Annotated in this window: 15 protein-coding genes; 1 reads left to right on the top strand and 14 read right to left on the bottom strand. The window is 53.6% G+C overall.

The annotated features are described in order from the left end of the window. Window positions 1-335: DNA-binding protein (locus APU02_RS24845; protein ID WP_275477532.1), on the bottom strand; the 335-nt coding region annotated here is incomplete at its 3' end. Window positions 336-339: 4 nt separating this feature from the next. After that, complete coding sequence (locus tag APU02_RS24850; RefSeq protein WP_038637756.1) at window positions 340-603, bottom strand: helix-turn-helix domain-containing protein; 264 nt, start codon at window positions 601-603, stop codon at window positions 340-342. Between the two features lie 159 nt (window positions 604-762). Between APU02_RS24850 and APU02_RS03435 the strand changes: the two genes are divergently transcribed. Continuing rightward, window positions 763-1,530 (top strand): helix-turn-helix transcriptional regulator, encoded by a 768-nt coding sequence (locus tag APU02_RS03435; protein ID WP_239692845.1) that lies wholly within the window; start codon window positions 763-765, stop codon window positions 1,528-1,530. Window positions 1,531-1,699: 169 nt separating this feature from the next. Here the strand turns inward: APU02_RS03435 and cpsG are convergent, their stop codons facing one another. The 12 genes from cpsG to wcaA form a co-directional block, all read right to left on the bottom strand. Further along, a complete protein-coding gene (gene cpsG / locus APU02_RS03440; protein WP_060569270.1) occupies window positions 1,700-3,067 on the bottom strand; it encodes a colanic acid biosynthesis phosphomannomutase CpsG in 1,368 nt (455 codons plus the stop codon). Window positions 3,068-3,188: 121 nt separating this feature from the next. After that, entirely contained in the window at window positions 3,189-4,625 is a 1,437-nt protein-coding gene (cpsB, locus tag APU02_RS03445) for a mannose-1-phosphate guanyltransferase (protein WP_060569271.1), read from the bottom strand. 3 nt (window positions 4,626-4,628) lie between these two features. Then, complete coding sequence (gene wcaI, locus APU02_RS03450; protein WP_060569272.1) at window positions 4,629-5,852, bottom strand: colanic acid biosynthesis fucosyltransferase WcaI; 1,224 nt, start codon at window positions 5,850-5,852, stop codon at window positions 4,629-4,631. After that, window positions 5,849-6,328 (bottom strand): GDP-mannose mannosyl hydrolase, encoded by a 480-nt coding sequence (locus APU02_RS03455; protein ID WP_060569273.1) that lies wholly within the window; start codon window positions 6,326-6,328, stop codon window positions 5,849-5,851. The genes wcaI and APU02_RS03455 overlap by 4 nt, the downstream gene beginning before the upstream one ends. 2 nt (window positions 6,329-6,330) lie before the next feature. Next, the gene (locus APU02_RS03460) at window positions 6,331-7,296 is read right to left on the bottom strand and encodes a GDP-L-fucose synthase (RefSeq protein ID WP_060569274.1); all 966 of its coding nucleotides are present in this window, start codon (window positions 7,294-7,296) and stop codon (window positions 6,331-6,333) included. A gap of 2 nt (window positions 7,297-7,298) precedes the next feature. Beyond that, the gene (gene gmd, locus APU02_RS03465; protein ID WP_042284320.1) at window positions 7,299-8,420 is read right to left on the bottom strand and encodes a GDP-mannose 4,6-dehydratase; all 1,122 of its coding nucleotides are present in this window, start codon (window positions 8,418-8,420) and stop codon (window positions 7,299-7,301) included. Between the two features lie 30 nt (window positions 8,421-8,450). Beyond that, window positions 8,451-9,044: a colanic acid biosynthesis acetyltransferase WcaF gene (gene wcaF, locus APU02_RS03470; RefSeq protein WP_060569275.1), complete on the bottom strand. Its 594-nt coding sequence runs from the start codon at window positions 9,042-9,044 to the stop codon at window positions 8,451-8,453. A 15-nt stretch (window positions 9,045-9,059) separates the two neighbouring features. Beyond that, on the bottom strand, window positions 9,060-9,806 hold the full coding sequence (gene wcaE / locus APU02_RS03475) for a colanic acid biosynthesis glycosyltransferase WcaE (protein WP_042284324.1): 747 nt from the start codon (window positions 9,804-9,806) through the stop codon (window positions 9,060-9,062). A 13-nt stretch (window positions 9,807-9,819) separates the two neighbouring features. Beyond that, complete coding sequence (gene wcaD, locus APU02_RS03480; protein ID WP_042284327.1) at window positions 9,820-11,040, bottom strand: colanic acid polymerase WcaD; 1,221 nt, start codon at window positions 11,038-11,040, stop codon at window positions 9,820-9,822. Beyond that, window positions 11,015-12,232: a colanic acid biosynthesis glycosyltransferase WcaC gene (gene wcaC / locus APU02_RS03485; protein WP_060569276.1), complete on the bottom strand. Its 1,218-nt coding sequence runs from the start codon at window positions 12,230-12,232 to the stop codon at window positions 11,015-11,017. The genes wcaD and wcaC overlap by 26 nt, the downstream gene beginning before the upstream one ends. Then, complete coding sequence (wcaB, locus tag APU02_RS03490; protein ID WP_060569277.1) at window positions 12,229-12,717, bottom strand: colanic acid biosynthesis acetyltransferase WcaB; 489 nt, start codon at window positions 12,715-12,717, stop codon at window positions 12,229-12,231. The genes wcaC and wcaB overlap by 4 nt, the downstream gene beginning before the upstream one ends. 2 nt (window positions 12,718-12,719) lie before the next feature. Further along, a complete protein-coding gene (wcaA, locus tag APU02_RS03495) occupies window positions 12,720-13,562 on the bottom strand; it encodes a colanic acid biosynthesis glycosyltransferase WcaA (protein WP_042284758.1) in 843 nt (280 codons plus the stop codon). Window positions 13,563-13,575 lie beyond the last annotated feature (13 nt).

Genomic DNA, 13,575 nt, shown 5'->3' on the forward strand with positions numbered 1-13,575 from the left:
CCCACCTCACGTTCAAGAAGAGCCGGGCACTGGCGGATTAATACCAATTCTTCGCGCGGTTTGACTGAGCTGTTTTTTCGTGACACTTCACAAACATCATTTTTTGTTGTGAGTATGCTCTGATAGAGCTGGTCACGTAGGGCTTCTTGGGCAGTAAGAGGTAAGCTATCTACTGAATATTCAATACCTCCCCCCCGACCAGATCTTGATCGTGAAATCCATTGGTGCTTTTTAGCTCTTGCAGCTATACCTGGTCGTGTCTCCGGCAATCCCGGTAAGCGCAACAAGGCCAACTCTTGAGCTGTATAATGTGTTTTCAGGTTAATCTGGTTCATATGATTAATTCCATTCACCTGAAAATGCTTTATGATAACGAGTAGGCCAGATGCTTTCTGGTGCGATGCCGATAGCTTCAGCAATGATTTGCTGACCTTTCGGCCACGGTCGGTCCAATGCGTTTTTCAATGCCCCAGCACTTTTGTATCCATGGTGCAAAGACAAACGACGAAGCGACCAACCTTGCTTATGAAGAGCTGCAACGATATCGGCTCTATGCCAGTCAGAATCTTTCTGGCTTTTTTTTGCGCTCTCGAATGTACTCATTAGTTAATCTCCGTGGTTCAACTCATAAGTACAATATGATCGAATTCGAGTTATGTAAACCTGAAAACAAACTAAATTTTCTGTTTTCAGGTTACTCTCGCCATCAAAACAGCCAAAAAAAAGACTGTTTTGTTTTGAATTCAATCTCTTACATCAAACATGAAAAACTTGAAAATAAGTTGGGAGATTTTTCTAGATATGGCCAATAAACCTGAAAACGAACTGAAGAGTGAAATTGGTACTCGTATTCGAACTCAGAGAGAGGCTTTAAAGCTTTCGAGGAGTTATGTTGCGGATAAGCTTGGGGTCGCGCTATCAACGCTCCAGGCATGGGAGAATGAAGACAGGGAACCAAGTGCTACCCATATACTCAAGCTTTCTGAGTGCCTGAATGCATCTGTAGCATGGCTAGTCGCAGGTGATGAAGTGGCAGAGCCTTCCAGTTCTTTGCCAGTAGTAACATCAGGTTCAACTGCCGTTGATGTAAAGGGCAACGAAGTGGATCTAGAAGAGTTTGTCTTTGTACCTAGATACAATGTCTCTGCATCGGCTGGTTACGGGGCTTTAAATGACGATGAAAGCCCGATGTTTACTGTCAGCTTCCGCCGATATTGGGTTGTGAATCATCTTAAGGCTGACCCTAGGAAACTATCTGTTATCAGTGTCATAGGTGACTCAATGATGGGGGTCCTAAATGATAAAGACGTCATCCTTGTTAACCATGGGGATAGAGATCCTCATGAGGGCATTTATGTCATTCGCTTAGATAGCCAATTGCTTGTCAAACGTGTGCAACGCTTACCGGGTGCTCAGCTCAGGATTAGCAGCACAAATCCAGCCTTTGAGCCTTTCCTGATTGATTTGGATAACATCCCAAGTGATTTCGACGTGATTGGTAAAGTAGTCTGGTACGGAAGAGTAATTTAATAGGCTTTAAAATGTGTTTAATAGCGATCCTCTCGCTATCATAACAGTGCAAAATTTAGTGCAATTTTCCTCATAATTTATCATTTTTCGTCGAGCCGTGCGGAATACCCCTCGCGCCTCGCATCCCTTGCTATCCAAGGCTTCCGCCGACTTATCAAGCTTCTTTCCCTCATGCAGAAACGATCACCTCCCCACACGTTCGCGCTTCCATCAGCGGGATATCACCGCGCGATTCGACGTTCAGGCGTACCACCGGCTCGGTGTTTGACGAACGCAGGTTAAAGCGCCAGTCGGCAAACGACATGCTGATGCCGTCAGTGCGATCCACCGACAGCGCCTCTTTCGCGAAATGCGCCTCCACGCGGGCGATCGCCGTCGCCGGTTCCGCCAGTTGGCTGTTGATTTCACCGCTCGCCGGGAACGCCGCCATCCGGTCGCGAACCAGCTCGCCCAGCGACTGCCCCTTCAGGCACACCAGCTCCGCCACCAACAGCCACGGGATCATCCCGCTGTCGCAGTAGGCGAAATCACGAAAGTAGTGGTGGGCGCTCATTTCGCCGCCGTAAATAGCATCTTCCGCACGCATCCGCTCTTTGATGAACGCATGACCGGTTTTCGACATCACCGGCGTGCCGCCTGCGGCCTTCACCACGTCGACAGTGTTCCAGGACAGGCGCGGGTCGTGGATGATCTTCGCGCCCGGGTGTTTTTCGAGGAACGCTTCCGCCAGCAAGCCGACGATGTAGTAGCCCTCAATAAACTGCCCTTTTTCGTCGAACAGGAAGCAGCGGTCGAAATCGCCGTCAAAAGCAATCCCCATGTCCGCGCCGTGCTCAATCACCGCATTGCGGGTATCGTCGCGACATTCCGGCAGCAGCGGATTAGGAATACCGTTCGGGAAGTTGCCGTCCGGGGTGTTATGCACCTTGATGAACTCCACCGGTACGCCCCGGGCCTTAAAGCGCGCTTCAATAGCGTCCACCACCGGACCCGCCGCGCCGTTACCCGAGTTGATCACCAGCTTCAGCGGGGTCAGGTTGTTGACGTTGATGTAGCCAAACAGATGATCGATATAGGCGTCGCGCAGGGTGATCTGTTTATAGCTGCCGCGCTTAGCCATATTGACCGGCGGGAAGTCGTTGGCTTCCGCCAGGCGCTGGACGTCGCGCAGGCCGGTGTCGCCGCTGATTGGGCGCGCACCCTCGCGCACCAGCTTCATGCCGTTGTAGTCCATCGGGTTATGGCTGGCAGTGACTTCAATGCCACCGTCAACGCCGAGGTGGAAGGTGGCGAAATAGATCTCTTCGGTGCCGGAAAGGCCGATATCCAGCACATCGACGCCCGCGTCCTGTAACCCCTTCGCCAGCGCCAGCTTCAGCGCCTCACTGGTCAGACGCACGTCGCCGCCGAGTACAATGGTTTTCGGTTTGAGAAATTCGCCGTAGGCGCGGCCAATCCGCCACGCAATATCTTCGTTTAATTCTTCGCCCAGTCTGCCGCGAATATCGTAGGCTTTGAAACAGGTTAATTTTGTCATGTTTTTTTACCCTTCTTCAGGCAACAGTTAGCCCTCTCCCGGAAGGAGAATAATCATTTCGGATACCCATTCTGTTTCGCGTTACAGGAAGCCTGCGCCCCTGCGCCGCGAAAGATGATGGTCAGACGCGGCCGTAGCGATCCTCGAAGCGAACGATGTCGTCCTCTTCCAGATAGGCGCCGGAGCGCACCTCAATTAAGTCGAGCGGAATTTTTCCCGGGTTTTCCAGACAGTGGGTCGCGCCCAGCGGAATATAAACAGACTCGTTTTCACCAAGCAGTTTGATCTCGCCGTTGATGGTGACTTTGGCGGTGCCCGCCACCACCACCCAGTGTTCGGCGCGGTGGTGGTGCATCTGCACCGACAGCCCCTCGCCCGGTTTAACGGTAATGCGTTTCACCTGGTAGCGGTCACCGGCGTCGATAGAGTCGTATTTGCCCCACGGACGGTACACTTCACGGTGAATATGGTGTTCATGACGCCCGTCGGCTTTGATTTGTTCAACCACTTTTTTGACATCCTGCACCGCGTTGCGATCGGCAATCAGCACCGCGTCTTTGGTCTGCACCACCACCAGGTCTTTCACGCCAACGGTCGTCACCAGGCCAGACTCGGCATAGACGTAGCTGTTCTCGGTTTTGTGGCTGATCACATCGCCGTGGTGTACGTTACCTTCGGCGGTATGCGCGCTAATCTCCCATAGCGAGGACCAGGAACCCACGTCGCTCCAGCCCGCGTCCATCGGCATCACTACCGCATCCGCCGTGCGTTCCATCACCGCGTAATCCACCGATTCTTCCGGACAGGCGAGAAACGCCTCTTCATCCACCCGAATGAAGTCCAGATCCGGGTCAACGACGCTCATCGCTTTTTCGCAGGCCGACAGAATATCGGGACGGTATTTTTGCAGTTCTTCCAGATAACGACCGGCGCGGAACAGGAACATACCGCTGTTCCAGTAGTAATCGCCGGTTGCCACATACGCCTGAGCGGTCTCCAGATTCGGTTTTTCGACAAACTGCGCCACCTCAAAGGCCACCGCGTCTTTCTCGCCCGGCACCACCTCACCGCGACGAATATAGCCATAGCCAGTTTCCGGCAGATCCGGCACGATGCCAAAAGTCACCAGCTTACCCGCCTCAGCGTACGGCATGGCGTTACGTACGGCCTCACGGAAAGCGTCTTCGTTGGCAATCACATGATCGGCTGCCAGCACCAGCATCAGCGGATCGCTGTCCGGACTGTGGCGTTTTGCCGCCAGCGCAGCCAGCGCGATCGCCGGCGCGGTGTTACGACCCGCCGGTTCGAGAATGATGTTTTCCGTGAGTTTATTGAGCTGTCGCAGCTGTTCGGCGACAATAAAACGGTGCTGCTCGTTGCAGATCACCACCGGGCTTTCGCACTCCACGCCGTTCAGACGACAAATGGTCGTTTGCAGCATGGTCAGATCGCCCTTCAGGCATAAAAACTGTTTTGGATAAAGTACGCGGGAAAGCGGCCACAAACGGCTACCGGAGCCACCAGCCATCACAACCGGATAGAGTTTATTTTGCCCCATGATTCATCCCCGAATATCTGTAATAAATTGACGTAACACGTTCTCTTTATCGAGCGTGCGTTCGGCATATTCACGTGCCACCGTGTTGTGTTTTGGCATGGCGAGTGCAGAGGTAATCCCCGCGACCAGCGCCGGGACCGATTCCGGCTCAACGCAAACGGCGATACCCGGCGCGTTGCTGCACAGCTGGCCCAGTTCCGTTTCCGGTTCGGCGGTGATGACCGCGTTGCCGCCGACCGCCAGAATGTTGGTTAACTTGGACGGTAAAACCGCATCCGCCGCGCCGCGCTTTTGCACCACCAGATGGCAATCGCCCATTTTCAGCAGCGCAGGCAGCGCTTCGTAAGGCTGCAACGGAAAAAACCTGATGTTATCGAGGCCGCGCTCACGGGCCATTTTTTCCAGTCGCGCTTTGCCGCCACCCTGCCCGACAATGGCGAACACCAGCGGCTTATCGCGCAACTGAGCCGCGGCTTCGATGACGTTTTCCAGCCCCTGCTTTTCGCCGATATTGCCGGAATAAAGCACGATTTTTTTGTCATCCGGCAGACCAAGCTGATTGCGCAGCGCAAGCACATCCGCGTCATTGACGTTCTGAAAGCGCGCCACTTCCGACCAGTTCGGAAAGAAAATCACTTTTTCCGCCGGGACGCCTTTTTCCTGCGCTTTATTCATCATTGAACGCGAAATGGTGGAAACGTTGTCGACGTTATGCAGGCCGCTGCGCTCAAAGGCGGAGGCCAGCTTTGCCACTTTGCCGCTCTTGCCCTTTCCGGCCAGACCGAGTCCAAGCATCGCGTCCACTTCATAATCCTGAATATGCAGTAAGGTGCGCGCGCCAGAGAGCTTCGCCAGCAGGCGCATGCCCGGTGTGCAAAACAGCGTCGGCACCACGCCGATAATGCGATCCGGCTTCCAGCGGCGCTGGGCCATCAGCGGGAAAAAGCTGCTCAGCGCGAAACTGCCGAGATGCAATAATCGTTTCAGCGTCGAGGGCTGCTTCGGCACATACAGCGGGCAACGCCAGACGGTGGCATCGCCCTCTTCCCGGCGGTAGCGCCAGGCGGAATAGCGCTCGCCCACCTTCCACTGCGGGTAGTACGGCGGCGCGGTAATGACCCGCACCTCATGCCCCTGGCGCGCCATCCACTCGACCATCTCGCCGGTGTATTTGCCGATGCCGGTCAGCTCCGGCGAGTAGTTGATTCCATACACCAAAATTTTCATAAGCCCGGCACTCCGGACTGACGATCGGCCAGGAAATAGGCACGACTGTTGTCGTGCACGTTGTCGCTGGCAAGCAGCGCCTCTGGCGTCAGCCAGCGGTAGTCGTCATGCTGAGAATCAGGCAGAGGCAAGTCTGCCTCTCTCACCTTCAGACGGAACCCCAGCACGATGTAGTGCGTGGTGAAGTCGCTGCCCGAAAAGTTATCGTCATAGAAGTGCTGCCAGACCCCGTAAAACTGGCCCGCTGCCATCGGCAATCGCAGACCCAGTTCCGCCAGAGTAAGGCGCGCAAAGGCATCGCTGAGCGTCTCATCCTTCTGCACACGCCCGCCGGGCACGAACCAGAAGCCCTGTGCAGGACGATTCGTTCGTTTTCCCAGCAGGAACTCGCCGCGTTCGTTTTCCACAATCAAATCAATGGAGATCAGCGGCGTGGAACGAACGATCGTGGCAAAATCTTCCTGACGTAAAAACATGCTTACCCCCGGAACCGGTGCTGATTCTCAAGGAACCACTGGTAGGTGCTGGCAAGGCCTGCGTCCAGCGAGATCTCGTGATACCAGCCCAGTTGATGCAGGCGGGTGACGTCGAGCAGTTTGCGCGGCGTGCCGTCCGGTTTGGTGGCGTCGAACACCACGCGGCCCTTGTAGCCCACCACCTGCGCGATCGTCTGCGCCAGCTCGCGGATGGTGCAGTCAATGCCGGTACCGACATTAATGTGCGACAGCATCGGCTGGGTGTTTTCCTGCCAGACTTCGCGATCCAGCTCCATCACGTGAATGCTGGCGGCGGCCATGTCGTCAACGTGGAGGAATTCACGCATCGGCGTACCGCTGCCCCACACCACCACATCCGGCGCGTTTTCCACGGTCGCCTCATGAAAACGACGCAGCAGCGCCGGGATCACATGGGAATTGCTCGGGTGGAAGTTGTCGTGCGGCCCGTACAGGTTGGTCGGCATCACCGAGCGATAGTCGCGGTCATACTGACGGTTGTAGGACTCGCACAGCTTGATCCCGGCAATTTTGGCAATGGCGTACGGTTCATTGGTTGGCTCAAGCGTTCCCTGCAACAGCTCGCTCTCAGCCATCGGCTGTTTCGCCAGCTTCGGGTAGATGCACGATGACCCGAGGAACAACAGCTTATTGACGTTATTCAGGTGCGCGGCATGGATGATGTTGCTTTCCATCATCATGTTCTCAAAGATGAAATCCGCCGGGTAGGTGTTATTCGCGACAATGCCGCCCACTTTCGCCGCCGCCAGATACACCTGATCGATGCGTTCACTGGCGAAGAAGTCATGAACGGCACGACTGTCCAGCAGGTTCAGTTCCTCGCGGGTGCGCACGATCAGTTCCACGTCGCCGCGCTGTTCAAGCTGGCGTTTTATCGCGGAACCGACCATCCCGCGATGGCCGGCAATGAAAATTCGTTGTTTGCTCATTCTCAGGACTCCAGCGCGATGGCAACCTCGTAGCCGTGAGACTTCAGCAGGGAGTGTTTCTTCGCCGCTTCCAGATCTTTCGCGACCATTTCGGAAACCATTTCCTGCAGGGTAATTTCCGGTTTCCAGCCCAGCTTCTCGTGCGCTTTACTCGGATCGCCCAGCAGGGTTTCCACTTCCGCAGGACGGAAATAACGCGGGTCGACGGCAACAATCACATCGCCTGCCTTCACGCCTGGCGCGTCGTGGCCCGTGACGGAGACGACAATGCCTTTCTCATTTACGCCTTCGCCTTCAAAGCGCAGTTTGATGCCCAGCTGTGCCGCGGCCATCTCAACGAACTGACGCACTGAGTACTGCACGCCGGTGGCGATAACAAAGTCTTCCGGCTGTTCCTGCTGCAGCATCATCCACTGCATCTTGACGTAATCTTTCGCATGGCCCCAGTCACGCAGGGAATCCATGTTGCCGAGGTACAGGCATGACTCCAGGCCCTGCGCGATGTTAGCGATCGCGCGGGTAATTTTGCGGGTGACAAAGGTTTCGCCGCGGCGTGGAGATTCGTGGTTGAACAAAATGCCGTTACAGGCGTAAATGCCATAAGACTCGCGGTAGTTAACGGTGATCCAGTAGGCATACAGTTTCGCCACGGCATACGGTGAACGCGGATAGAACGGCGTAGTCTCTTTCTGCGGAATTTCCTGTACCAGACCGTACAGCTCAGAGGTAGACGCCTGATAGAAACGGGTTTTCTTTTCGAGGCCCAGGAAACGAATCGCTTCCAGCAGACGCAGGGTTCCCATGGCGTCAACGTCGGCGGTGTATTCCGGCGACTCGAAGGAGACCGCAACGTGACTCATCGCGCCCAGGTTATACACTTCATCCGGCTGCACTTCCTGCAGGATACGGGTCAGGTTGGAAGAGTCCGTCAGGTCACCGTAATGCAGATGGAATTTGGGGTTGCTGGCGTGCGGATCCTGATAAATATGATCAACACGTTCCGTGTTAAAAGAAGAGGCACGACGCTTAATACCGTGCACTTCATACCCTTTTTCCAGTAGCAGCTCTGCCAGGTAAGAACCATCTTGTCCGGTAACGCCGGTGATGAGAGCGACTTTAGACATGTTTATTTTCCTCTGTACTTATCAAAGTTTTCAAACCCTGCTCATAAGGCTATCTGTCTTGCCATTCTGAACCGGGCTCTTCGTTTCAACGCGTTCGCGTATCACCACTGCGGGATTGCCACGGCAAATCGTATTTGCCGGTAGCGATTTAAAAACGCTGCTGCGGGCGCCAACGACCGTGCCATCGCCAATCGTCACACCGGGTGCAACGAAGACATCGGTTGCCAGCCAGCACTTCTCGCCAATCACAATCGGCGTGGCGGTAATATCAAAATGCGCGCTGGCGTGATCGTGACTGCCGGTACATAAATAACTTTTTTGCGAGACCACCGAGTTTGCGCCGATAATAATCTCGCCGAGGGTGTATAAATTGACCTCATCGCCGACCCAAGCGTAATCCCCTAACGTTAATTTCCACGGATAGGTAATTTTTACCGAAGGTCGGATGACTACGTTTTTTCCTATTTTTGCGCCAAATAAACGAAGCAAAAATGCGCGCCAGCGATAAAGGACCTGCGGAGACCAGGCAAATAATGTCGCCTGTACCGCCCACCACAATTGAACTTTTATGCCATTCGCGCCACGAAAACCTTTCGGCACGGAAAAGCCGCGTAAATCCTGCATATTATTTCCTTATATTTATGATTTGTTATATAAGGCTTTCGTTTTACCCGTCGTGCGCTGGCGTAAATGCCATGACAACTCCGCCCAGAAACCGGGGACACGTAATATGTTACGCTGAACCTTTTTCGCATCTTCGCAGAGTTCAAGATTATTCGTTGTCGACACGCCGCCCATAGAAAATTCAGACACCAGACCATTTAATTTTTTAAAACGATAACCCGCTTTATACATTCTGGCGGCCAGCGCATAGTCGGATGACACTTTATATTGCAAATCGTAATGCCAGATTTTTAACCCTCTGACCGGGAAAAAGATCGCCTGATGGCTGGCTGGCAGACTGTGATAGATATACCAGCCGGGTTTCGCGCTGCGTTTAATTTTATGACCATTGCCAAAATCCAGCAGCGCATCACCGGTCATCATGGCGTCATCTTTTTGTGTCTTCAGCTGACGCACGAACCGGGCAGCATCCGGATGAAAAATATCACCGGAATTGAGGAACAGCGCAAACGTTCCCTGCGCCATCTCTATGCCTTTATTCATCGCATCATAGATGCCATTATCCGGTTCGCTCACAAAGCGTAAGTCGTACTCGCCATTGAGGTTTTCGAGAAACTCGCGGGTCCCGTCGTTCGAGCCGCCATCCACCACAATCCACTCGAAGCTGATATCATTTGCCTGGGCCAGGTGCGCAAGTGACGCATGGGTTTTGACAATGCCGTCCAGATTGCGAAACGCGACGGTGATAATGCTGAGCAGCATAGGAATAACCTCATCATACTTTTGTAATATTGAGCGCTTTGCGCAAAATAAACGGACAGACAATTAGAAACGCATATTCCGGGCTAAATATTGAACCGGTAAAAAACAGTGACACCGGGGTAAAAAGATAAAGCTGCACCCGAAAATTCTGATTATCACCAAACGCATTAAGCGTCATTTTTACCACTTTCCCCATGTACCACAGAGTCATGAGCACCGCGAACCAGGAAAAATAAATAATCAGCAGATACAAACCATTGTCTATTGTTTTTCCGACATCCGCACCGTTAAAGATTCCGAATGATGCGACATATTCGTAAAGTGAGCCAAATCTGACAACGCCGTCAATATGGGTCAAAGAATAGCCGACCATAACCAGCGGGCCGACGATACGATAATAAGACGATGACCCTTCTGTGCCTAAATCACCGAGGCGCGTGGAGATATAAGGAAATGCGAACATCACCCCCACCAGAAATACGGTTAATGAAATTATCGCCAGCGGCAGTTTTTTCTTAATCGCATCCTTATTCAGATACTGAAATGCCCATTCCAGCAGGTAAAACAAGATAAATGTCATTACCCCTGAAAACGATCCTGATAATACTATCCCTGCCAGAATCATAGCATCGGTTTTAGGTGTTTTGATACCAAACTGTTTGATGCTGAGCCAAATTGAGATTAACGCCAGAGCAAAAAAGGCCGGTTCGAAATAGAGTGCGGTGGTTCGCTTGCCGCCAAATTTAATAAAGTTCAGTACATAACTGTTACTGTAAATAAGATATTTCGAAATCGCTTCCATTAAGCTGCTGCCGCCGGTGAGGATAATTTGCGCCATCTCGGCAGCGGCGAGCAGTACCACCAGCCCTACCACCAGATAAAAAAAGCGCAGGATCTTGCGGTGGTTGTGCGGCGAAATGGTTTTAAAGCGAATACTCCAGACCATGCCGATAATGATCACAATGTAAACAAACAGCATGGTGGAAGTGACGTACTTGCTGGCGTCCAGCGACTGGCCGAAAAGGTAGTTAAACGCCGTCAGCCCGGCGCCGATCCCCAATGCAATCATCAGTTTTTTCAGGTTGATGCGTTCCACATAAAGCAGCAGCAAAACCGGCAAAAAGGTGACGATGGTGATGGGAAAACTTTCGCCCAACTGGGCAATTTTGACGTTGACCAGCAGGTAGATCAGCGGCAGCAGCAGATAGCTACAGATTCTGATAGAACGAGACATATTCCTCCAGCATCTGTTGTCCACTGTAGGCCGCCCGGCTGCGCTCGCGAAAGGCGTCGAGCGAAGTGCCAAAGACGGCCTGCGCGATATCGGCTTTGCTTAACTGCGCCAGGCGAAGTACGTCGCTGTCGTCGAAGGTTTTACCGCCGGATTTTTGCAGGACCTCCTGCGCCGCCTCGCTATGGGTGGCAATAACCGGCACGCCAATCGACAATGCTTCGCAGAGAATCAACGGATAGTTATCCACCCGTGAACTGAACACCAGCGCGTCCATCTGGTTCAGTGCGCTCATCAGCTTACGCTTGTCGGTTTCAAATCCGTGATTGACCACGTTCGTTCCGTCAAACGGCGAAAACTTACCAAAAGTATGTAATTCGATCGCCTCGCCCAGCGCCATCATTTCGCGCACCAGCCGCTGGTTGGTTTTACCGTCATAGCGCAGATCGTGGGCCACCACCGCGATTTTCGGTTTTCCTTCCGTCGCGCTGACCGGGGTCAGCTCCGCGAGAATCGCTTCGGTCGCCACGTCGATACCGTTATTGATGATGCGGCAACGCCCTGCCCCGTACAGGCTGTTAAAGGCATCGGCGACGTGCTGGCTTGGTGAGATAAACTGACAGCCGAGCGCCAGCATGTCACGGAAAAGCTGGCGCTTACCGTGCACCAGCGCATGGGCGCGGTCGACCTTCACCGGTGGGTAATTGTTCAGCGTCGGGCATTTCCGGCAGTCCGACTTCCAGCCTTCGCAACCGTCGGTAAAGGCGCAGCGGCCAGTTACGCTCCAGTGGTCGTGCAGCGTCCAGACCAGCGTGACGTCCGGCTTGTGGTTTTTCACCTTTTCGCAAAACGCCACCACCTCGGCCAGATTCAGCCAGTAGCTGTGCAGGACGTGAAAATGCAGCACCAGCGGCCCCGGCGTGCGGATCACGCTGCGGTATACATTATTGAGATTGCCAAACAGGTCGCGGTTAAACAGACGAAACAGAGCGATATTCGCCACCGACGTCAACCGTGGCGTCTGCTTACTCACATGCGGATAATGATTGTGGCTGACGCTTTTCTTTCCGCCTTTGCCGTAGCCGTACACGAAACGTGAAGCCAGTCCTTTTTGCAGCGCGCGCTGATGCAGATCTAATGCCACCCCAGCTGCACCGCCTTCCGCCAGACGCACATTAAATTGCAGAATGTTCATTTTATTCCCTTCATTCGTGCCTTCTCGCCTACCACCAGCGCATTGTCCGGCACAGCGTCAAGCACCACGCTCCCGGCGCCAATGGTCACGTTATTACCAATAGTGATATCACCCAGCACAATGACGTTCGCGCCCAGCTCCACACCGTTGCCAATCACCGGGCAGGCGAGGCTGTCGGCGCCGCGGTTGCCAATAGTGACACCATGACGAATCGTAAAATCGTCCCCGGCGACCACGTTTTTATTTATCACCACGGCATAACCGTGATGAATAGTGAAACGTCGGCCAATGGTCGCTGCCGCCTGTATCTCGTAGCCAAACAGGCATTCGGTGATCAGGCGATACAGCACCAGCACCGGCGCGGCCCACAGGTTGTTAAGGACATTTTTTTTGCGCCAGACGGAACAAAAGTGGGCGACGCGATAAGCCAGCACCATGCAGCACGGGCGCAGACTCCAGCTGTTGGCGCGAATATCTTCCAGCATGCTTAACGCCCTCGCAGTCCGTCAGCCAGCCGTTTGCCGTTACGAACGGACAGCAGCGTGAGCAACGTGCGCCAGGTCATCCGTTTATTGCGGATCTGGTAAAGGGTGAACAGCTGATATTTCTTGCTCGCGCGGTCGAATTTATCTTTGTGCTTGCGATAAAAATGGAAATAGCCGGAGAATTTTTTCGGCGACGAGGTGATCTGCATTTCGCCGTGGTTGATATGCAGGATCTGCGTCGCGTCTTCCACCTTCCACGGTTCGCCGTACTCCACCACCATGCGCAGGAAAATATCGTAATCCTGCGCCGCCTTCAGTTCAGTGTCGAACAGGCACTCTTTAAAACGCCACGCCCAGGTAAACACCTGGTTGCCGATGATGTTGCGCTTGTAGAACAGGCGGCGAGAGTACGGGGACTTCGGGTAGAGCGGCAGACTGGCCGGTTGCGAATAGACTTCGCCTTCACAGACATAATCGTTCGCGTAAAGGAACGCATGAGTGACTAACTGATGCTTATGGGCGAGAAACACGCTCAGGCGATTTGGCGTCCATTCATCGTCATCGTCAATACCCGTGATGTACTGCCCGTTCGCCTGTCGGATCGCCTGGTTACGCACCGCGCAGGCGCCGGAATTGACGTCGTTATGGGTATAACGCACCCGTGGATCGTTTAACCCTTCGACGAACTGTTGCAGCTGTTCATAGGCGCTGGAGCAATCATCGACAATGATCATTTCCCAGTGGGTATAGTCCTGGCGCAGCACCGATTTGATGGCCCGAATCGCCAGTTGTTGCCTGTTCCAGGTGGGCATATAGATTGAAATCAGCGGGTTGTCTTTATTCATGCTCGTTCCCCAA

Origin of the sequence: Citrobacter sp. 50677481 (assembly GCF_001463265.1) — a bacterium.
GTDB lineage: Bacteria > Pseudomonadota > Gammaproteobacteria > Enterobacterales > Enterobacteriaceae > Citrobacter_A > Citrobacter_A sedlakii.